Annotated in this window: 16 protein-coding genes and 2 tRNA genes; 10 read left to right on the forward strand and 8 right to left on the reverse strand. The window is 69.7% G+C overall.

Translation table 11 applies throughout. The features are described from left to right. The first annotated feature begins 45 nt into the window (after window positions 1–45). Both QE360_RS12965 and QE360_RS12970 read left to right on the forward strand, forming a co-directional pair. Window positions 46–903, forward strand: a complete 858-nt coding sequence (locus QE360_RS12965) for a hypothetical protein (RefSeq protein ID WP_309702085.1) — start codon at window positions 46–48, stop codon at window positions 901–903. Further along, window positions 900–2,348: an MATE family efflux transporter gene (locus QE360_RS12970; RefSeq protein ID WP_309702087.1), complete on the forward strand. Its 1,449-nt coding sequence runs from the start codon at window positions 900–902 to the stop codon at window positions 2,346–2,348. The genes QE360_RS12965 and QE360_RS12970 overlap by 4 nt, the downstream gene beginning before the upstream one ends. 3 nt (window positions 2,349–2,351) lie before the next feature. Here the strand turns inward: QE360_RS12970 and QE360_RS12975 are convergent, their stop codons facing one another. Then, window positions 2,352–3,206, reverse strand: coding sequence for a diacylglycerol kinase family protein (locus QE360_RS12975; protein WP_307104544.1), 855 nt, complete (start codon window positions 3,204–3,206; stop codon window positions 2,352–2,354). 103 nt (window positions 3,207–3,309) lie between these two features. On the opposite strand from QE360_RS12975, the gene hemB reads away from it, so the two are divergent. Both hemB and QE360_RS12985 read left to right on the forward strand, forming a co-directional pair. Continuing rightward, window positions 3,310–4,302 carry a porphobilinogen synthase gene (hemB, locus tag QE360_RS12980; protein WP_309696090.1) on the forward strand — a complete coding sequence of 331 codons (993 nt, stop codon included), beginning with the start codon at window positions 3,310–3,312 and terminating at the stop codon, window positions 4,300–4,302. A 32-nt stretch (window positions 4,303–4,334) separates the two neighbouring features. Further along, window positions 4,335–6,527 (forward strand): hypothetical protein, encoded by a 2,193-nt coding sequence (locus tag QE360_RS12985; RefSeq protein ID WP_309702090.1) that lies wholly within the window; start codon window positions 4,335–4,337, stop codon window positions 6,525–6,527. A 7-nt stretch (window positions 6,528–6,534) separates the two neighbouring features. Here QE360_RS12985 and QE360_RS12990 read toward each other — a convergent pair whose 3' ends face one another. Then, window positions 6,535–7,062, reverse strand: a complete 528-nt coding sequence (locus QE360_RS12990) for a hypothetical protein (protein WP_309702092.1) — start codon at window positions 7,060–7,062, stop codon at window positions 6,535–6,537. Between the two features lie 141 nt (window positions 7,063–7,203). Between QE360_RS12990 and QE360_RS12995 the strand changes: the two genes are divergently transcribed. Together QE360_RS12995 and QE360_RS13000 are read left to right on the forward strand one after the other, a co-directional pair. Beyond that, window positions 7,204–7,280, forward strand: a tRNA-Arg gene (locus tag QE360_RS12995). Window positions 7,281–7,314: 34 nt separating this feature from the next. Next, a tRNA-Arg gene (locus QE360_RS13000) sits at window positions 7,315–7,391 on the forward strand. 95 nt (window positions 7,392–7,486) lie between these two features. Here QE360_RS13000 and QE360_RS13005 read toward each other — a convergent pair. The 3 genes from QE360_RS13005 to QE360_RS13015 all read right to left on the reverse strand — a co-directional run bounded on the left by QE360_RS13005 (window position 7,487) and on the right by QE360_RS13015 (window position 9,776). Further along, on the reverse strand, window positions 7,487–8,503 hold the full coding sequence (locus QE360_RS13005) for an LLM class flavin-dependent oxidoreductase (RefSeq protein WP_309702094.1): 1,017 nt from the start codon (window positions 8,501–8,503) through the stop codon (window positions 7,487–7,489). 92 nt (window positions 8,504–8,595) lie between these two features. Further along, on the reverse strand, window positions 8,596–9,294 hold the full coding sequence (locus QE360_RS13010) for an anti-sigma factor (protein ID WP_309702096.1): 699 nt from the start codon (window positions 9,292–9,294) through the stop codon (window positions 8,596–8,598). Further along, window positions 9,291–9,776 carry a sigma-70 family RNA polymerase sigma factor gene (locus QE360_RS13015; RefSeq protein WP_309702098.1) on the reverse strand — a complete coding sequence of 162 codons (486 nt, stop codon included), beginning with the start codon at window positions 9,774–9,776 and terminating at the stop codon, window positions 9,291–9,293. The genes QE360_RS13010 and QE360_RS13015 overlap by 4 nt, the downstream gene beginning before the upstream one ends. 105 nt (window positions 9,777–9,881) lie before the next feature. On the opposite strand from QE360_RS13015, the gene QE360_RS13020 reads away from it, so the two are divergent. Beyond that, on the forward strand, window positions 9,882–11,144 hold the full coding sequence (locus QE360_RS13020; RefSeq protein ID WP_309704175.1) for a S8 family serine peptidase: 1,263 nt from the start codon (window positions 9,882–9,884) through the stop codon (window positions 11,142–11,144). A 69-nt stretch (window positions 11,145–11,213) separates the two neighbouring features. Then, window positions 11,214–12,071, forward strand: a complete 858-nt coding sequence (locus tag QE360_RS13025) for a hypothetical protein (RefSeq protein WP_309702100.1) — start codon at window positions 11,214–11,216, stop codon at window positions 12,069–12,071. Window positions 12,072–12,128: 57 nt separating this feature from the next. Here QE360_RS13025 and mgrA read toward each other — a convergent pair whose 3' ends face one another. Next, window positions 12,129–13,205 carry an L-glyceraldehyde 3-phosphate reductase gene (gene mgrA / locus QE360_RS13030; protein ID WP_309702102.1) on the reverse strand — a complete coding sequence of 359 codons (1,077 nt, stop codon included), beginning with the start codon at window positions 13,203–13,205 and terminating at the stop codon, window positions 12,129–12,131. Window positions 13,206–13,287: 82 nt separating this feature from the next. Beyond that, window positions 13,288–16,485, reverse strand: a complete 3,198-nt coding sequence (locus QE360_RS13035) for a TRCF domain-containing protein (protein WP_309702103.1) — start codon at window positions 16,483–16,485, stop codon at window positions 13,288–13,290. A gap of 136 nt (window positions 16,486–16,621) precedes the next feature. Here QE360_RS13035 and QE360_RS13040 point away from each other — a divergent pair, with 136 nt between their 5' ends. Both QE360_RS13040 and QE360_RS13045 read left to right on the forward strand, forming a co-directional pair. Next, complete coding sequence (locus tag QE360_RS13040) at window positions 16,622–17,425, forward strand: SDR family NAD(P)-dependent oxidoreductase (RefSeq protein ID WP_307099413.1); 804 nt, start codon at window positions 16,622–16,624, stop codon at window positions 17,423–17,425. Between the two features lie 78 nt (window positions 17,426–17,503). Continuing rightward, on the forward strand, window positions 17,504–18,373 hold the full coding sequence (locus QE360_RS13045; protein ID WP_309702107.1) for a glycoside hydrolase family 16 protein: 870 nt from the start codon (window positions 17,504–17,506) through the stop codon (window positions 18,371–18,373). On the opposite strand, the gene mgtE is transcribed toward QE360_RS13045, so the two are convergent. Continuing rightward, window positions 18,370–19,728: a magnesium transporter gene (gene mgtE / locus QE360_RS13050; protein ID WP_309702109.1), complete on the reverse strand. Its 1,359-nt coding sequence runs from the start codon at window positions 19,726–19,728 to the stop codon at window positions 18,370–18,372. The genes QE360_RS13045 and mgtE overlap by 4 nt on opposite strands. Between the last annotated feature and the right edge of the window lie 81 nt (window positions 19,729–19,809).

The raw sequence follows: 19,809 nt of genomic DNA on the forward strand, positions 1-19,809 counted from the left end.
GCCAAAGGGGGGGGCAGGTCGATGCGAGGAACGGTTGTTACGTCGTTGGCATGGCTTGCTTCCCTGGGCGGGGCGTCGATCGCCCTGCCGCTGAAGGCGCAGACCGGCGCATCGCCCGCCGATCCGGTCGTGGTGACCGCCCGGCCGCTGCCGCCCCGGCGAGAGACGTTGCGCTGGTTCGGCGCGATTTCGGGTTATCCCGATGGCGATGCGCCGCTGTCGCGGCTGACCGAACCCCTGTGCATCGCCAGCTCCGGCCTGGCGGCCAAGGCGGCGCTGCCGGTCGCCGACCGCATGCTGGGTCATGCCGAGCGGCTCGGCATTCGGCTGGGCGGCGACAAATGCCGCCCCAATGTCCTGATCCTGTTCGTCGACAATGGCGCGCAGCAGGTCGCATGGCTGATCGATCACCGGCCCGGCATCTTCGGTGACCTACCCTTCGCCGATGTCCGGGCGATGGCGAAGGACAAGGGTCCGGTCCATGCCTGGCACATGACCGCGATCACCAGCCGCGACGGCGACCAGCTGGTCCCCGGCGCCAACAATATTCCGACCCTCAACATCCCCAGCGCCAGCCGGATCACCCTGCCCACCAAATCGCATATCGCGGCGGCGGTGGTGATGATCGATCGGGACGCGGTGAACGGCAAGACGATCCACCAGATCGCCGATTATGCCACGATGCGCGCTCTGGCGGTCGTCCGGCCGCGCAGGACCGAGGGGATCTCGACGATCCTGACCCTGTTCGACGAGCAGGCGGCGCCGGAAGGGCTGACCCCGTTCGACTGGGGCTATCTGCGCGGGCTATATGCGGGCCAGGGCAACCAGAGGCCCGGTTTTCAGTATGCGGCGATGGCGCGGTTCGTGGACCAGGAAATCAACGCCGGAGGCAAGACACCGTGACTGCGCCCAACGGACGCCGGGACCTGACCGCCGGGCCGATCGGCCGCTCCCTGTTGCTGTTCGCGCTGCCGACGCTGGGATCGAGCATCCTGCAATCGCTCAACGGGTCGATCAACGCGATCTGGATCGGCCAGTTTCTGGGCGAGCGCGCGCTGGCCGCGACCACCAACGCCAATATCATCATGTTCCTGCTGGTCGCGGCGACCTTCGGCTTCGGCATGGCGGCGACCATCCTGATCGGCCAGAATATGGGCCGCCGGGATATCGATGCGGTGCGCCGGGTGCTGGGGTCGGCGCTGGGGTTGTTCGCGGTCATCTCGACCCTGACGGTCGGGATCGGCTGGTGGGCGGCGCCCGCCATATTGCGCGCGCTGGCGACCCCGGCGGAGGTCTATCCGCTCGCGCTCTCCTATCTGCGGGTGATCTTCGTCGCGATGCCGCCGGGGTTCATCAGCGTGCTGCTGACCATGGCGCTGCGCGGGGTGGGGGATTCGATCACCCCGCTCAAGTTCATGGCGCTGGGCTCGGTGCTCGATGTCGTGCTGAACCCGGTCTTCATCCTGGGGCTGGGGCCCGCCCCGGCGCTGGGGATCGAGGGGTCGGCGGTCGCGACGCTGATCGCCAATAGCGGCTCGCTGCTGGCGCTGGTTGCCTATCTCTATGCCAAGGACCTGGTCATCCGGCTGCGCGGGGCGGAGTGGCGCTATCTGATCCCCACGCCCGAATTGTTGAAGACGATCCTGGTCAAGGGCTTCCCGATGGGGCTCCAGATGCTGGTCGTCTCCACCTCGGCGCTGGCGATGATGGGGCTGGTCAATCGGCACGGCACCGCGACCACGGCGGCCTATGGCGCGGCGAACCAGCTCTGGACCTATATCCAGATGCCCGCCATGGCGGTGGGCGCGGCGGTCAGCGCCATGGCGGCGCAGAATATCGGCGCGGGGCAATGGGACCGGGTGGGCCGGATCACCCAGGCGGGCCTGCGCATGAACCTGCTGCTGACTGGGGCGCTGGTGGTGCTGGTCACCCTGCTCGACCGGCATGTCCTGTGGCTGTTCCTGGGCAGCGAGCCCGGCGCGATCGCCATCGCCGCGCGAATCAACCTGATCGGTGGATGGAGCTTCATCCTGTTCGGCGTCTCGATGGTGCTGGCGGCGACGGTGCGCGCCAACGGGGCGGTCGTTGGGCCGCTGGTCATCCTGGCCATTTCGATGTTCCCGGTCCGCTTCGGCCTGGCCAATGCCTTCGCGCCGATGCTGGGCGCGGATGCAATCTGGTGGAGCTTCCCGGCGGGCTCGCTCGCCTCGATGCTGATGACGATCGCCTATTACCGGCATGGCGGCTGGCGCAAAGGCAGGCTGGCCCAGGCGACCACCCCGCAGGAATGCGAGGAACAGGCCCTGGCCGAGGGGCAGCCGACCAACAAGGCGATGCCGGTCGGCTGACGATCAGGCCGGGGCCATCACCTCGATGATCCCCGGCGCGATCCTGGCCGTGACGGGCGTGTGCGCCAGGACCTCGCCATCGATCGAGATGGGCAGCGGCGGGATGGTGTTGATCCGGATCGCGCGGCCCCGGAACTCGCGCACCTTCTCCTTGCGATAGTCGCTGCGCAGGATGCTGGCCGCCCAGTTGACGATCAGGCGCCGCTTCACATGGCCGCACACCGCCTGGACCACGATCTCGCCCGAATCGACCGACGCCGATTCCACCAGCTCGGTGCCGCCATGATAGGGCCCGTTGGAGATGCGGACCTCGACCACGCGCAGCCTTTCGCGCGTTCCGTTCTGTTCGACGATCAGGGTGAAGGGGCGGAAGCGCAGGAACTGATAGGCCGCCCAGCCCAGATAGCCCAGCCGCCCCGCCACTTTCTTGAGCTTGTGCGGCACCGTCTCGGCGATCTTGGGGCTCATCCCCATCGCGGCGCAATTGGCATAATAGTCGTTGTCGATCATGCCCAGGTCGATCCGGCGGGGCCGGCCGGTCCGGATCACCTCCACCGCCCCCTCGATATCGAGCGGGATGTCCAGCGAGCGCGCGAAGCTGTTCGCGGTGCCCAGCGGCAGCACGCCCAGCATCACGTCATGCCCGACCATCAGGTCGACCAGCCCGCTGATCGTGCCGTCGCCGCCGCCCAGGATCAGCAGGTCGGGCTTGGCCGCCAGCAGTTCGCGGACGGTGGGCTCCAGATCCTCCGGATCCTCGACCGCGCGCGCATCGACCGGATAGGGCAGGCCCGACATGGCCTTGCAGGCCCGCTCGAACAGCGCCTGTCCGCGCCGCGACTTGGCGTTCACCACCATCGCCGCCGATCGTATCTCTCTCAAGACGGATTTCCTTTCGCCCCCGGAACGCTTGCATGCAACGCTTGGCAAGCGCGGTCCGATCCCCCAAATGCGGACAATCATGACGGCATCCTACCCTGCGCTTCGCCTTCGCCGCACCCGAGCTTCCCAGTGGAGCCGGCGGCTTCACGCCGAAACCGTGCTGACCCCGGCCGATCTGATCTGGCCGCTGTTCGTGACCGAGGGGCAGGGGGTGGAGGAACCGATCGCCAGCCTGCCCGGCGTGTCGCGCTGGTCGCTCGACGGCATCGTCGCGCGCGCCAAGGAGGCGGAGGCGCTGGGCATTCCCTGCCTGGCGCTGTTCCCCAACACCCCCTCGCACCTGCGCACCGATGACGGGCGCGAGGCGCTGAACCCCGACAATCTGATGTGCCGGGCGATCGCGGCGATCAAGGACGCGGTGCCGGACATCGGCGTGCTGACCGACGTCGCGCTCGATCCCTATACGACGCATGGCCATGACGGGCTGGTCGATGCGGCGGGCTATGTCGTCAACGACCGCACCGCCGACGCGCTGGTCCAGCAGGCGCTGACCCAGGCGCGCGCGGGCTCGGACGTGATCGCGCCGTCGGACATGATGGACGGCCGTATCGGGCTGATCCGCGCGGCGCTGGAGGCCGAGGGCTTCGTCAACGTTCAGATCATGGCCTATGCCGCCAAATATGCCAGCGCCTTTTACGGCCCGTTCCGCGACGCGGTGAACACGCGCGGGCTGCTGAAGGGCGACAAGCGCACCTATCAGATGGACTCCGCCAATGCCGAGGAGGCGCTGCGCGAGGTTGCGCTCGATCTGGCCGAGGGCGCGGACAGCGTGATGGTCAAGCCGGGCCTGCCCTATCTGGACATCATCCGCCGCGTGAAGGACGAATTCCGCGTGCCGACCTTCGCCTATCAGGTGTCGGGCGAATATGCGATGATCGAGACGGCGGTGGCGGCGGGCGCGGCGGACCGCGATGCGATGGTGCTGGAGACGCTGATGGCGTTCAAGCGCGCCGGATGTTCGGGCGTGCTGACCTATCATGCCGCCCATGCCGCCCGGCTGCTGAACGGCTGAGCCGGATCATCGCCATTTCCCGGTCCGGCCGCTTGCCCGCGCTATTGGTGCGCGCGCTGTTCGTGGCGACGATCCTGACGGGATCGTTCCTGCTGTTCCTGGTCCAGCCGATGGTCGCGCGCATGGCGCTGCCCCGGCTGGGCGGCGCGCCCGCCGTCTGGAACTCGGCGATGCTGGTCTATCAGGCGCTGCTGCTCGGCGGCTATGCCTATGCCCATGCGCTGGGCCGATGGCGGCCACGGGTGCAGGCGGCGGTGCATGTCGGGGTGCTGGCGGCGGCGGCCTTTTGGCTGCCGATCGGGTTGATCGCGGTCGACCTGCCCGCCAATGCCGAGCCGACCTTGTGGGTGCCCTGGCTGCTGGGCCTGTCGATCGGGCCGCTCTTCTTCGCCGTGTCCGCGCAGGCGCCGCTGATCCAGCGCTGGTTCGCGCTCGCCGCGCCGGGGCGTGACCCTTATGTGCTCTACGCGGCCTCCAATCTGGGGAGCTTCGCGGGGCTGATCGCCTATCCGCTGCTGGTCGAGCCCGCCATGGCGCTGCGGGGGCAGAGCCTGATGTGGAGCATTGGCTATGGGCTGCTCGCCTGCCTGGTGCTGGCCTGCGCGGCGCGGCTGCCCGCGACCGGGCATAAGGCCGAGGGCATCCCCGCGCCGACGCCCGCACCCGGATGGCGGCGGCGCGCGCTGTGGACCGCGCTGGCGGCGGTGCCCTCGGGGCTGGTGCTGTCGACATCGACCTATATCACCACCGACATCGTCGCAATGCCGCTGCTATGGGTGTTGCCGCTGGGGCTCTATCTGCTGAGCTTCATCATCGCCTTTGCCGCGCGGCGCGCAGGCGCGGACATGCTGACCCGGATCGCGCCGGTCACGCTGCTGCTGTTCGGCGGGGTCATCATGGGCGGCTATCCGCAGCGGCCCTATTTCAACGTCGTCGTCGCGCTGATGCTGTTGTTCATGGTGTCGGTCGCGCTGCACACCGCGCTGTACCGGGCGCGGCCTGCGGTCGACCGGCTGACGGGCTTCTATCTGTGGATGGCGGTCGGCGGGGCGCTGGGCGGCGTGTTCACGGGGCTGGTGGCGCCGGTCCTCTTCGACTGGACCTATGAATATCCCCTGCTGATCCTGGCGGCGGGGGTGCTGATCCCGCAGCAGTTCATGACCGCCTCCTTGCGAGACCTGTGGCGGCGGCATCACCGGACCATGCTGGTCGCGCTGGCGATCGTGGTGGGCGTGCTGCTCGACCTGCGGCTGGTCGGCTCTCCGGCCTGGTTCGGCGAGGAGCGGCAGGGTTTGGCGTTTCTGGTCATCGCGGCGCTGGGCTTCCTGACGATCGGCGCGCGGACGGGGTTCGTCCTGCTGCTGGCGGGGGCGCTGGTGCTGTTCGGCGGCTATCGCGCGCTGTCCCTGTCGATGGAGCACGACGCGCGGATGCGCAGCTATTTCGGCGTCTATACGGTCCGCGACGGGCCGGGCTATCGCGAGCTGGACCATGGGGCGACCGTGCATGGCATCCAGCTGCGCGGCTCGGCGGAGCGGGAGCGGACGCCGACCACCTATTACGCCCCCTATTCCGGGGTCGGCCGCGCGATGCGGGCGGCGCCCTCGCTTTATGGTCCGGGCGCGCGGATCGGGGTCGTCGGATTGGGGACGGGGACGCTGGCCTGCTATGCCCGGCCGGGGCAGCAGTGGCGCTTCTACGAGATCGATCCGGTCATCGTCCGCATCGCGCGCGACACCGGCCAGTTCACCTATCTGCGGCGGTGCCAGCCCGATCCGGTGATCCGCATCGGCGATGCGCGAATCCGGCTGGCGGCGGAGGCCCCGGACAGCCTCGACCTGCTGGCGCTCGACGCCTTTTCGTCCGACGCGGTGCCCGCGCATCTGCTGACGCGGGAGGCCTTCGCGACCTATGCGCGGGTGCTGTCCCGCCGGGGGCTGCTGCTGATCCATATCTCCAACCGCTTCGTCGATCTGGAGCCGCTGATCGCGGCGGCGGCGCGCGACGGCGGATGGGCGGTGCGCAAGCTGGCCTATGCGCCCACCGACCTGGACCGAGAGGCGGAGGCGACCGGGTCAGTCTGGCTGGCGCTGTCGCGCGATGCGGACATGCTGGCCCGGCTGGCGGCACAGGGGGGCGACTGGCGCCGGGTCGCCGCGCCCAGGGGGCTGGCCGCCTGGACCGACGATTATTCGACGGTCCTGCCCTTCATCCGCAACTTCTGAGCGACGTTCAGCCTGCGGGCAGGCTGGCCGACAGGGCCTTGATCTGTTCGCCCTGCCGCGTGTTCGCCTCGAGCGCGCGCGTCCTGAGCGCGGTGAGCGCGGGATAGTCCGCCTCCAGTGCCGCCGCGCGCGCGATCGCCCGGTCGTCAATTTCGGTCAGCAGGCCCGAGGTGCGCGCCCGGATCTCGTCGAGTGCGGCAAGGTCGGTCTGTGCGGTCAGCCAGGCATCGCTGCCCACCGTCTGCCCGCGCGCCTTGGCGGCACTGGCCCGCGCCTGGTCATAGGCCTTGGCGAATTCGTCCTGGATGCCGCCCAGCCGCCCGGCCAGCTGTGCGATCTGCGCATCGAGCGCGGGGTCGGGCCTGGCCTCGGGCGTTTCCACCTCGGGCTCGGCAAAGCCGCGCTTCTCGACCGGCCGCACCGCCAGCGAGGGATAGGCGCTGGTGTCGCGCGAACATCCCCCCAACAAACCGGCGGACATCAGGCCGAGTGCGAGAAGGGGGCGGGCGGTCTTGCGAAAGCGGAACTGGGTCATCGTCGCCCATCCTAGCCGGGGAAGCGTCCGGTGGAAAATGCCCGGCACGGCAAAGCGGACCCAATTGCAAGAAAATGTGGATAACTGTTTTTTGTATATTGCCACGATCGGAAACCGCTTCTATCAGCCCACCTCCACAGCGCGCCCGTAGCTCAGCTGGATAGAGCATCAGACTACGAATCTGAGGGTCGGACGTTCGAATCGTTCCGGGCGCGCCAGTGGATCACATAACAGGTCTTCACGACCTTATGCGCGCCCGTAGCTCAGCTGGATAGAGCATCAGACTACGAATCTGAGGGTCGGACGTTCGAATCGTTCCGGGCGCGCCATTTCTTCCCACATCGCCGGTACCGCCACCCGCCGGGGGCCTGTCGCCACGCGCCAGCGCCGACGCAGCCATGGGCCGCGCCGACGCCGGTGCGGCTCAGCGCCAGCCGAGCGCGGGCGCGATGTGCCGCAGAATGTTCTCGATCACATGCGCGTTATACGCCACGCCCAGCTGGTTGGGCACGGTCAGCAGCAGCGTGTCCGCCTCGGCAATGGCTTCGTCGGCGCGGAGCTGTTCGATCAGCCGTTCGGGCTCGTCGGCATAGGATCGGCCGAAGACGGCGCGCATATTGTCGATGATGCCGACCTGATCCTGGCTGTCGTCGCGCCCGAAATAGGCGCGGTCCTGGTCGGTGGTCAGCGCGAAGATCGAACGCGAGACCGACACGCGCGCGGGCCGGGCATGGCCCGCCGCCGCCCAGGCCTCGCGATAGGCGCGGATCTGCCTGGCCTGCTGGACATGGAAGGGCTCGCCGCTCTCATCGGCCTTCAGGGTCGAGCTTTGCAGGTTCATGCCGCGCTGCGCCGCCCAGATCGCGGTCGCGTTGGAGGCCGAGCCCCACCAGATCCGGTCGCGCAGGCCCGGCGAATGCGGCTCCAGCCGCAACAGGCCCGGCGGGTTGGGGAACATCGGGCGCGGATTGGGCTTGGCGAAACCCTGGCCTTTCAGCAGGTGCAGGAAGACCTCGGCATGGCGACGGCCGAGATCGGCATCGCTCTCGCCCTGGGCTGGGCCATAGCCGAAATGCCGCCAGCCCTCGATCACCTGTTCGGGCGAACCCCGGCTGATGCCCAGTTGCAACCGGCCATTGCCGATCAGGTCCGCCGCGCCCGCATCCTCGACCATGTAGAAGGGATTTTCGTAGCGCATGTCGATGACGCCGGTGCCGATCTCGATCCGCGAGGTCCGCGCGCCGACGGCCGCGAGGAGCGGGAAGGGCGAGGCGAGCTGCTGCGCGAAATGGTGCACGCGGAAATAGGCACCGTCCGCACCCAGTTCCTCGGCGGCGACCGCCAGGTCGATCGACTGGAGCAGCACGTCCTGCGCCGAGCGGGTGGCCGACTGGGGCGAGGGCGACCAATGGCCGAACGACAGGAATCCGATCTTTTTCATGCCCCCAAGATAGCGCGGGCATGGCCGCCTTGCACGGGGGGCTGGAGCACCGATCGGGAAACGCTGGGTTTTCCCGATCGGCGTAACCGGGTCTATCGGGTGCGCCAGCCCCGGTCGAGCGCCGCCCGCTCGCCATCGCGGTCGAGCGGCATGTCGGCCATCATATCCTGCGCCGCCGCCATCAGCGCGGCGTCGGAAGACCCCGCCTGCGCATAGCCGCCGCCGCGCTCGGGCGTGCTGCCCGGCATGGTCCGCTCCAGCGCCCAGCCGCGATCGGTGCGGCAGGCGATGCCGTCGGCGGCGGCGGACTGGAAGACACGGCAATAGCCATTGTCCCGGTTGCGGAAGCTGACCGCGATCCACACCGCACCCGCCGTCCCGCTGGGCTGCCGGTCGAGCGCCTTTGCCAGCGATCCGGCGGCATAGAGCCCGTCGGCACTTGCGGCGACCGGTCCCTGGTCCACCCGTTGCCCCAGCACGACGCCGATCACGAGACAGGCGGCCATCGCCGCGACCGAGCGCCACGGGGCCCCGGCCCAGCGCGACGGCGCGGGCGCGCGGGTCGGCAGGGCGACGACATTGGACCGCAGCAGCGCGGCCAGCCGGTCGGGCACGGGCTCGTCGGCGACCGGGGCATAGGCACCCGACAGCGTCGCGCGGAGCCGCCGATGCCGCGCCACCTCCTCGCCCAGCGCGGGATCGGCGGCGATGGCGGCCTCGACGCGCTTGGCGGTCAGCGGATCGAGCGCGTCGTCGGCATAGGCCATCAGCATTTCGGGTTCGATCGTCATGCCGCTTCTCCCAGCCGCGCCATCAGCGCCTGTCGCCCGCGCACCAGCCGCGAGGTCAGGGTGCCCATCGGAATATCGAGTATCTCCGCCGCCTCCTTATAGGCCAGCCCTTCGACCAGGACGAGCGCCACCGCCTCGCGCTGTTCGTCGGGCAGGGCGCGCATCGCCGCCTCCACCTCGGTCAGCGCGACATGCGCCTCCGCCGCGCCCGGCGCGCCGACGCCCATTCCGGCATCCTCCGCGATGAAGGTCTCGGACGCGCGGCGGCGGGCGCGGGCGGTGTCGATCCAGGCGTTGCGCATGATGCGGTACATCCAACTGTCCAATCGCGTTCCCGGCTGCCAGGACGAGCGGGCGAGCAACGCCTTCTCGATCGTGACCTGTGCCAGATCGTCGGCATCGGCCGCGTCATGGGTGAGCGATCGCGCGAACCGCCGCAGACGCGGCAGCAGGGCCAACAACTCCTGTTCGAACGCAGCCAAGCCTGATTCCTTGTTTGTCAGGATGAAACGGGTGAGGATTGTCGTTTAATCCATGTCAGTGTCGATTTTGGCAATGGGGCCGGTTTCGGCGATGGGAGCGTGACGATGCGGCCGGTGATGATGGGTCTGGTGCTGGTGGCGGGCATGACGGCATGGGGGGCGGCCTCGGCACAGCTGCTGCCGGGCCTGCCCTCGCTGCCCGCCATGCCGGGGATCGGCGGTGGCCTGCCCGACATTCCCGGCCCCGATACGATCCTGTCCGAAGTCGGCCGCGTGTCGCGCGCGACGGTGGCGCGGCTGGACGAAGCGCGGCGGGCGGCCTTCGCGCAGCTGGTCCGCGACCATCCCGATGCGATCGTGCTCGATCCGCAGGGTTTTCCGGCGCGTGCGGGCGAGGTGGTGGTCGATTCGCCCAGCGAGGCGCTGCTGAACGCGGCGGCGCGGTCGGGATATGGCGTGATCGCGCGCGAGGATGTGCTGGGCGTCGGCTTCGTGCGGTTGCGGCTGCCGCCGGGGCGGTCGCTGAAGGCCGCGCTGGACGAACTCCGCGCGCTGGGGGGAGAGGTCAGCGCGGACCAGCTCCACCTGCCCAGCGGTGCCGGCCGCGCCCTCGCCATGGTGCCGCTGGCGCAGCGTGGCGGGCAGGGGACGCTGGTCGGCGTGATCGATGGCGGGGTGGAAGGCGCGGCGGTGATGCAGGGTTTCGCGGCCGGTGCGCCGCGCGCCAACGACCATGGCACGGCGGTCGCCTCGCTGATCGCGGGCGGGCATGGCATCACCGGGTCGCTGCCGGGGGCGCGGATCGCCTCGGCCGATGTCTATGGCATCGATCCGGCGGGCGGCAACGCCACCGCCATCGCCCGCGCGCTGGGCTGGATGGTGCAACAGGGGGTGTCGGTCGCGACGATCAGCCTGGTCGGCCCCGCCAATCCGCTGCTGGCGCGGGTGGTCGCCGCGGCACGGGCGCGCGGGCTGGTGATCGTCGCGGCGGTCGGAAACAACGGCCCCGCCGCGCCCCCGGCCTATCCGGCCTCCTATCCGGGCGTCATCGCGGTCACCGCCGTTGATGGCCGCAACCGGCGACTGATCGAGGCGGGTCAGGCGAGCCATGTCGACTATGCCGCGCCGGGGGCCGATATGCTGGCGGCGGGCGTGGGCGGGCTGCGGTTCAAGGTCCGCGGAACCTCCTTCGCCGCTCCGCTGGTCGCCGGGCGTATCGCGGCACTCTATCCGCGCCTCGATCCCGGCGCCATCGCACCGGCGCTGGCGCGCGTCGACGCCTCGGCGGAGGATCTGGGGCCGCGCGGGCAAGATAAATTCTTTGGTCGTGGAATGGTTTGCGGCGATTGCCGCACATTTTCACGATAAATTCGACAGCCGCCGGGATTAAACCCCGATGTCGCGCCGTTGTCTCCGCAGAAGAAAAGGAGAATGACGATGAAGACGCTTCTGTCCAGCACCGCGATGCTTGCCGTGGCTCTGATCGCCGCCCCCGTGTCGGCACAGCTGCTTGGGGGCAGCGGAGGACTTGGCGGCGGCCTGGGTGGTGCGCTCGGCGGAGCGACCGGCACCCTAAGCGGGGCTGCGGGCGGTACGCTGAACGGCACGCTGGATCAGGGCCGGATCGCCACCGAGGGCGCGACCCGCACGCGCGGTTCGGTCCGCGCCGATCGCGCCGTCGATACCCGTCGCGGCCGCGTGTCGGCCTCGGGCAATGCGTCGGGCGGATCGACGCTCGATAACGCCACGCGGATCGGCGGCGCTTCGGGCGGCGGCAATGGCTCGGCCTCGGGCTCGGTCGGCGGCGGGGTCGATGCACAGCTGGTCGGCACCGACGCGGTTCGCGACGCCGCCGGTCGCGGGGTGAATGCGGTGGGTCGGGTCGCCGATGGCGCGCGCAGCGCGGCGGGCGCAGTGGGACAGCGGGTGCGCGGCACGGCCGCCGGCCTGACCGAGCGCGCATCGAACCTCGGCACTATCGGCGGCAGCGCGGCCGGATCGGGTTCGGCCTCGGGCGGCAATGGCCTGTTGTCGAGCAATCTCGCCTTGGCCGGTAGCGGCGCGGCACGCAGCGGCGGCTTCCCGGTCAATCCCGGCATGGCGGTGACCGATGCCAAGGGGCGCGCGATCGGCGCGGTCCAGTCGGTCCGCACCAATGCGCAGGGCGCGGTCGACCGGGTTCTGGTGAAGGTCGGCAACCGGGTCGCCGATCTGCCCGCCGCCAATTTCTCGGGATCGGGACAGGTCCTGGTCTCGGCGATGGGCAAGGGCGCGGTGAAGAACGCCGCCGAATAAGCGCCAGCCCTGCTCAAGCGATGCGCCCGGTCCCACGGCCGGGCGCATCATCGTCTTTCAGGCAGGCACCCCTTGTGCGGCGGGCAGGGTGACGATGTCCGAGGATTCGGCCCACAGGTTGATGCCGCCATCCTCCGCCGCGCGGTCGATCGCGCCTTGCTCTTCCGGCGAGAAGTCGAGGTTTTTCACCGCATCGAGCGAGTCGTCCAGCTGCTCGACGGTGCGCGCGCCGATCAGCGCCGAGGTGATCCGGGGATCGCGCAGGACCCAGGCGATCGCCATTTGCGCCAGCGTCTGGCCTCGCGCCTGCGCAATCGCGTTCAGCCGCCGGATCGCGGCCAGATTGTCTTCGGTCAGCAATGTCTCGGACAGCGATCCGCCCCGGCTGGCCCGTGCATCCTGCGGCACGCCGTTCAGATATTTGGCGGTCAGCATCCCCTGCGCCAGCGGCGAAAAGGCGATGCAGCCCGTGCCCAGTTCCTCCAGCGTGGCCAGCAGCTCGCGCTCGATCCAGCGATTGAGGATCGAATAGCTGGGCTGATGGATGAACAGCGGCACCTTCTCCTCCGCCAGCAGCGCCGCCGCCCGCCGGGTCAGTCCGGGTTCGTAGGAGGAAAGGCCGATATAGAGCGCTTTGCCCTGCCGGTGCAGCTGGACGAGCGCGCCGACCGTTTCCTCCAGCGGGGTGTCGGGATCGACCCGGTGCGAATAGAAGATGTCGACATAGTCCAGCCCCATCCGCTTCAGGCTCTGGTCGCAGCTGGCGATGAGATATTTCTTGGACGAACCGATATCGCCATAGGGACCGGGCCACATGTCCCATCCCGCCTTGGTCGAGACGATCAGCTCGTCGCGATGCGCGGCGAAATCGCTGGCGAGGACGCGGCCGAAATTCTCCTCCGCCGATCCGTAGGGCGGGCCGTAATTGTTCGCCAGGTCGAAATGGGTGACGCCCCGGTCGAAGGCGCGGCGCAGGATCGCCCGGCCGGTCTCGAACACGTCGGCGCCTCCGAAATTCTGCCATAGTCCCAGGCTGATCGCGGGCAGCTTCAACCCGCTTCGCCCACAGCGGCGATAAGGCATGCGACCGTCATAGCGCGCCGGATCGGCGGCATAGGGGGCGGGGAAGGGCATCGGGATCATCCTCTTTGACTTTGGCGGCCAGGATTAGGCGGCCGCGCGCGCGCCGCCAATCGCCTGGGATAAGCGGCGGCGTTTATCCGAGCAGCGTCGCCAGCCGCTCCAGCCGCTCGTTCGGGTCGTCATGGCGTTCCTTCAGCAGATAGCGGCCGTCCTTCTCGACCAACCCCTCCACCTGCGCCAGATCGGCATCCTCGCCATGCGGGGTCAGCGCGATCGCGGCCGGACCCGCATCGATGCGCGCAATGCCCAGCCCTCGCATCCGCTCGCGCAGCCGGGCGGTCGCGAGCAGGATGCGCGCATCTTCGGGCAGCGTGCCGAACCGGTCCTCCAGCTCCGCCTCAAACCCGTCGATCGCCGCATCGTCGCGCAGCCGACCCAGCCGGGCATAAAGCGAGATGCGCAGATCCTCATCGGGTATCCAGTCCTCGGGCAGCCGCCCCTCGACCCCCAGGCGCAGGTCGGGCGTCCAGCGCTCGACCGTCTCGCCGCGCGCGGTGCGCAGCGCATCCTCCAGCAGTTGCTGATACAGCTCGACGCCGATCAGCCGCATATGTCCGGCCTGGGTATCGCCCAGCAAATCGCCCGCGCCGCGCATGTCGAGATCGCGCGCGCTGATCGCGAACCCCGCGCCCAGCCGGTCGAACGCCTCCAGCGTGCGGAGCCGCTTCAGCGTGCGCGGGGCGATGGCGTCCTCGGCTTCGGTGAACAGCAGCACCTGGCCCCGCCGATGGCCACGCCCGACCCGGCCACGCAGCTGGTGGAGCTGAGAGAGGCCGAAGCGGTCGGCATGGACGATCGCCATGGTGTTGGCGCGGGGAACGTCCAGCCCCGCCTCGATGATGTTGGTCGCCAGCAGCACGTCGCCATCGCCCCGGCCGAAGCGGACCATCACGTCATCGATCTCGGCGGCGGGCAATTTGCCATGGGCCTGGAGGATCTCCAGCTCGGGGACCAGCGTGGCCAGCCGCTCGGCCAGCGGGGCCATGTCGGCGATGCGCGGCACCACGACGAAGCTCTGTCCGCCGCGCGACCGTTCGCGCAGCAGCGCGGCGCGCAGCGTCTCGGGCGAGAAGCGCGACACCGCCGTGCGGATGGGCTGCCGCCGCGCCGGTGGCGTCGCGATGATCGACAGGCGCCGCAAGCCGACCAGCGCCGATTGCAGCGTGCGGGGAATGGGGGTGGCCGACAGGGTCAGGACATGACCGGCGGACAGTTCCTGCAGCCGCGCCTTGTCGCCCGCGCCGAACCGCTGTTCCTCGTCGACGATCACCAGCGCCAGGTCCCGATAGGCGACGCCCTTGCCCGCCACCGCGCCGGTGCCGATCACCACCCGGATGCTGCCATCGGCCAGCCCCGCCTTGACGCGGCGCTTCTCGGCGGCGGTCGACAAGCGCGACAGCCCGGCGACGGTGACGCTGGTCCCCTCGAACCGCGCGATAAAGCTGTCGAGATGCTGGCGGGCCAGCACCGTGGTCGGTGCGGCGAGCGCAACCTGGCGGCCCGCGAGCGCGGCGATGGCGGCGGCGCGCAGCGCGACCTCGGTCTTGCCATAGCCGACATCGCCGACCACCAGCCGGTCCATCGGCCGCCCGGAGGCGAGGTCGGCGCGCACCGCCTCGATCGCGGTCAGCTGGTCGGGGGTTTCGCTGAACGGGAAACCGGCGGCGAAACGCTCATAGTCGGCCACCGGCGGATCGAGCACCGGGGCATGACGCTCGGCCCGGTCCGCCGCCATGTCGGTCAGCTGGCGGGCGGTCTGCGCGATCGCGGCGTCGATGTCGCCGCGCCGCTCCTGCCAGCTCTTGCCGTCCAGCGTGTCAGGCCTGACCACGTCGTCCTCGCCGCCATAGCGCCACAGCCGATCGGCCTCGGCGACCGGGACCAGCCGGGTCGCCGACTTGGCATAGACCAGCTTGATCGCATCGCCCTGCACCCCGTCCTGCCCGTCGAGCGGGACGATGCCCGCCACCGTCGCGATACCGTGATCCTCGTGGATGACGGTATCGCCGACGCGGATCTCGGCGGTCTGGATCAGCGACAGGTCGACATGCGGCGTGCCGCCGTCGCCGCGATCGGCGCGACTGCCCAGCAGGTCGGCGGCGGCGATGGCGATGATCCCCTTGCGCCGGAACCCCCGCTCGGCCGGAGCGACCAGGGTGAGCAGCGATCCACGCCTGGCCCTGGTCGCCTGTCGCCAGCCCTCGACCCGCTTCGCCTCGGCCTTCAGGACATGGTCGACCCGGCGACCCAGGAAGCGAAGATCGCGCTCGCTGCCGATCAGCACGACCCGGTCCCCGGCGTCGAGCGCGGGGCGGGCGAGCCTGGCGAAGTCGCGCAGCGGCGCGCGCGTCTCGACGAAACGGGGCGGCTCCTCGCCCTCGCGCGCGACGGTGGCGGTGCGCCGCTGGGCCAGCGCGTCTTTCCAGGCTGCGTCGCCGATCATGTCCCTGGCCGCGCGCTTCGAGCCGCGCTTGGCGACATCGGCGCTGAGCAGCAGCAGACGGCGGCGCCGCTCGTCCGCGCCCGGCTCGACGATGACGAGCGCGTCGGGCAGATGGTCCAGCAGGCTGCTGGTTCGGTCGCCCTGCACCGGCTCCGCGACGCGGCCGAGTTCGCGCCGGGCGATATCGCCGGTGCTGCGCTGGTCAGCGGGGTCATAGGCGCGGATCGCCACGATCCGGTCATCGCCGACCTCGATCCGCAGCGGCTGTTCGGCATCGGCCGGAAAGATGTCGAGGACCTGCCCGCGCAACGCGATCTCGCCGGGTTCGTCCACCCGCTCGTCGGCGACATAGCCCAGGTCGATCAGCGTCGCGTACAGCGCGGCCAGCTCGCATGGGTCGCCCGTCGCGACGCAGGGCGGCTCGGCATCGAAGGTCGCGGGCGAGGGCAAAGGCTGGGCCAGCGCCTCGCCCGAGGTGACCAGCACGATCCGGCCCCGCCTGGGCTGCGCCAGCGCCACCCGCACGCCGTGAAGCGCGGATACGCGCTGGCCGACATTGGCGGGGGAGGCGGGGGCGTCGTCACCGGGTAGCGCATCCGATCCGGGGCAGAACAGCACCGTCGCGTCGGGCGCCATCGCGGCCAGCATCCGCGCGACCGCGATGGCGCGCGTCTCGTCGGTGACGGCGAGGAGGACATCGTCCTTCGCCAGATGCCCGGCGACGCCCGCCGCCAGTTCGGCGATGCCGAGCAGGGGCACGGGGCCATCGCCGACCGGCGGCATGGTGGCGATCTGGGTGTCGGACAGCTTGCGCACGGACGATGGCATCCCCTGAAATTCCCAGTTCCGAACGGGCGGGGTGCGGCGTCGTTCCGTGACGGATCAGGCATTTACCGGATCGCTCGCGGCGGAACCCTATGCCGTCTCGCCCCTTACCGAACGGGACATGTGAGGGAGAAGGTGAATGGATCTGGGCATCAAGGGCCGCATCGCGCTGATCAGCGGCGCGGATTCGGGCATGGGCAAGGAAACCGCGCGGCTGCTGCTCGAAGCCGGGGTCCGCGTCGCGCTGACCGACAAGCCGGGCGGCACGATGGACCAGGCGGTGGACGAACTGACACCGCTGGGCGAGATCGTGGCGGTGACCGGCGACGTCACCAGGCCCGATCAGGTCGCCGCGATCTGGCGTGAGGTGCGCGAGCGGCTGGGCGAGCCCGACATCTATGTCAACGCGGCGGGGGTGACCGGCGCGACCGGCGATTTCCTGGAGATCGACGACAAGGGCTGGCTGGAGACGCTCGACATCGACCTGATGGGTGCGGTGCGCATGTGCCGCGAGGCGATCCCGGCGATGCGTCGCAAGGGATGGGGGCGGATCGTCCTCTTCGCCTCCGAGGATGCGGTCCAGCCCTATGTCGACGAACTGCCCTATTGCGCGGCGAAGGCGGGGATCCTCAGCCTGGCGAAGGGGCTGTCCAAGGCTTATGGCGCGGACAATGTGCTGGTGAACACCGTCTCCCCGGCCTTTATCGCGACGCCGATGACCGATGCGATGATGAAGAAGCGCGCCGAGGAAAAGGGCGTCAGCTTCGACGAGGCGATCGCGACCTTCCTCGACGAAGAGCGCCCCGGCATGGTGCTGAAGCGGCGCGGCCGCCCCGAAGAGGTCGCCGCCGCCGTCGCATTCCTGGTGTCGGAGCGGGCGAGCTTCATCAACGGTGCGGGCATACGCGTTGATTCCGGGTCGGTTTTTACGATTGCAGGCTGATTTCCCGCAGGCCGCCGGCATGGCTTTCGCCGAAGGGCGGGGCTAGGCTGGCGGCCGGACGAGATGGGAGGATGGCCGATGATCGGGCGGGGATGGCTGGTGCTGGCCGGTGCGGCGGCGCTGGCGACGGGCGGGGCGGCACAGCAGACGCAAGCCCCTGTCCGGACCGACACGCTGGGCGCGACCAATTACGGATTTGCCGGGCCGATGACCGCCCCCCGCACCGCGCCCAGCTTCGGGGACGAGTTCGGCCGCCGCATCGACCCCGCACGCTGGCGCTGGGACGTCAGCCAGAACCGCAAGGGCTGGCCGAATAACGAGCTGCAATATTATGCCGGGCCGGACCGCGCCAATGCGCGGATCGAACACGGCGCGCTGGTGATCGAGGCGAAGGCCGAGGCCCTGCGCGACGAGGCCGACTGGGGCGGCCAGAACTACAGTTCGGCCAAGCTGGTGACGCAAAAGCCGCTTAGCTATGGCTTCTATGAGGTGCGCGCCAAGCTGCCATGCGGGCGCGGCATGTGGCCCGCCATCTGGCTGCTGCCGATGGACGGCTCGCGCTGGCCCGACGGGGGCGAGATCGACATCATGGAAATGGTCGGTTGGAACCCGGACGTGATCCATGCGACCGTCCACTCGGCGGTCTATAACCACCGGCTGGGCACGCAGCGCGGCGCCGAGACGCCGGTGTCGGGGGCGTGCACCGCCTTTCACCGCTATCAGCTCGACTGGACGCCGCAGGCGATCACCATCGGCGTCGATGGCCGCGCCTATATGCGGGTGAAGAACGACCGGCCGGGCGGCGCGGCGGCCTGGCCCTTCACCCGCCCCTATTCGCTGATCCTGAACCTGGCGGTCGGGGGCGACTGGGGCGGCAAGAAGGGCGTGGACGACGCCGCGCTGCCCCAGCGCATGGAGGTCGATTACGTCCGCTACTGGCGGCGTTAGAGCAACGTGCCGGACAGGATCGCCAGCGCGATCGTGAAATAGATCACCAGCCCGGTCACATCGACCAGCGTCGCGACGAACGGGGCCGAGGCGCTGGCGGGGTCGAAGCCCAGCCGCTGGAGCAGGAAGGGCAGCATCGATCCTGCCAGCGAGCCGAAGGTGACGATGCCGACCAGCCCGGTGCCGACCGTCGTCGCCACCAGCACCCAGTGCGGGCCGTAGTCATAGAAGCCCAGCGTCTGCCACAGCGCGATCCGCGCGATGCCCAGCATGCCCAGGATCGCCCCCAGCGTCAGCCCGGCGGGCAGTTCGCGCAGCGCGACCCGCCACCAGTCGCGCAGCCGCACCTGGCCCAGCGCGAGTGCCCGGATGATCAGCGAGGTCGCCTGGCTGCCGCTATTGCCGCCCGAGCTCATGATGAGCGGGATGAACAGGGTCAGGACGACCGCGCGCTCCAGCTCGGATTCGAAATGCTGCATCGCGCTGGCGGTCAGCATCTCCGAGAAGAACAGGATGCTCAGCCACCCGGCGCGCTTGCGGATCATCGCGAGGAAGCCGGTTTCCAGATAGGGATTGTCGAGCGCCTCGACACCGCCGAACTTCTGCGTATCCTCGGTATGCGCGGCGACCAGCGCGTCGAGCACGTCGTCGACCGTGACGATGCCGATCGGGCGACCCTGTTCGTCGATGACGGGCAGGGCGAGCAGGTCGTGGCGGCGGATCATGTGCGCCACCTCCTCGCGGTCGGTGGTCGGCGCGACGGTGATCGGATCATGGCCACGCGCCAGCTCGATCGCGGGCGACTCCGGCTCGGCGGCGATCAGTTGGCGCAGCGAGACGGTCGCGACCAGCCGCCCCTGCGGTTCGAGCAGGAAGACCGAATAGACGGTCTCGCGGCTGCGCTCGACGGTGCGAATATGCGCCAGCACCTCGCCGACGGTGGCGTCGGCGGAGGCGGCGACATATTCGGTCGTCATCATGCCGCCCGCGCTGTCGGGCGGCCAGCGGAGCAGCGTGTCGATCGACGCGCGGATGGGGGCGGGGAGCGCGGCGTGGATCGCGGCGGCATCGTCCTCGTCCATTTCGGCGAGCACGTCGGCGGCGCGGTCCTCGGCCATTTGCGACACCAGCGCGGCGGCGCGCGCGGTGGTCAGCAGCGGCAGGATTTCGGACGCGCAGCGGAGTTCGGGGCTGTCGAGGACCGCCACGGCGCGCGCATCGGGCATTTGCGACAGGGCGTCGGCGGCCTCCGCGACCGGCAGCGACTGCAACGTATCGACGAGATCGGCGATGGACAGGCCGCGCCGGGAGGAACGGAAACCGGCGGCGACGCCGGCAATCAGATCGTTGACCATTTCAAACCTTTCGTCCGCACGACCCGGGCGGACGAAAGCCAGTCACGAAAACTAGCGAACGGGCCCGAGGCGTGCGGCGCT

Origin of the sequence: Sphingomonas sp. SORGH_AS_0789, from assembly GCF_031453055.1 — a bacterium.
Lineage (GTDB): Bacteria > Pseudomonadota > Alphaproteobacteria > Sphingomonadales > Sphingomonadaceae > Sphingomonas.

What these genes read in the sequence shown, in the direction of transcription:
- mgtE (WP_309702109.1), bottom strand. Translation starts at nt 19,728, where the DNA reads ATGGTCAACGATCTGATTGCCGGCGTCGCCGCCGGTTTCCGTTCCTCC.
- QE360_RS13025 (WP_309702100.1), top strand. Translation starts at nt 11,214, where the DNA reads ATGAAGACGCTTCTGTCCAGCACCGCGATGCTTGCCGTGGCTCTGATC.
- QE360_RS13035 (WP_309702103.1), bottom strand. Translation starts at nt 16,485, where the DNA reads ATGCCATCGTCCGTGCGCAAGCTGTCCGACACCCAGATCGCCACCATG.
- QE360_RS13020 (WP_309704175.1), top strand. Translation starts at nt 9,882, where the DNA reads ATGCGGCCGGTGATGATGGGTCTGGTGCTGGTGGCGGGCATGACGGCA.
- QE360_RS13045 (WP_309702107.1), top strand. Translation starts at nt 17,504, where the DNA reads ATGATCGGGCGGGGATGGCTGGTGCTGGCCGGTGCGGCGGCGCTGGCG.
- QE360_RS13040 (WP_307099413.1), top strand. Translation starts at nt 16,622, where the DNA reads ATGGATCTGGGCATCAAGGGCCGCATCGCGCTGATCAGCGGCGCGGAT.
- QE360_RS12990 (WP_309702092.1), bottom strand. Translation starts at nt 7,062, where the DNA reads ATGACCCAGTTCCGCTTTCGCAAGACCGCCCGCCCCCTTCTCGCACTC.
- QE360_RS13010 (WP_309702096.1), bottom strand. Translation starts at nt 9,294, where the DNA reads ATGACGATCGAACCCGAAATGCTGATGGCCTATGCCGACGACGCGCTC.
- QE360_RS12975 (WP_307104544.1), bottom strand. Translation starts at nt 3,206, where the DNA reads ATGGTGGTGAACGCCAAGTCGCGGCGCGGACAGGCGCTGTTCGAGCGG.
- mgrA (WP_309702102.1), bottom strand. Translation starts at nt 13,205, where the DNA reads ATGCCCTTCCCCGCCCCCTATGCCGCCGATCCGGCGCGCTATGACGGT.
- QE360_RS13005 (WP_309702094.1), bottom strand. Translation starts at nt 8,503, where the DNA reads ATGAAAAAGATCGGATTCCTGTCGTTCGGCCATTGGTCGCCCTCGCCC.
- hemB (WP_309696090.1), top strand. Translation starts at nt 3,310, where the DNA reads ATGACGGCATCCTACCCTGCGCTTCGCCTTCGCCGCACCCGAGCTTCC.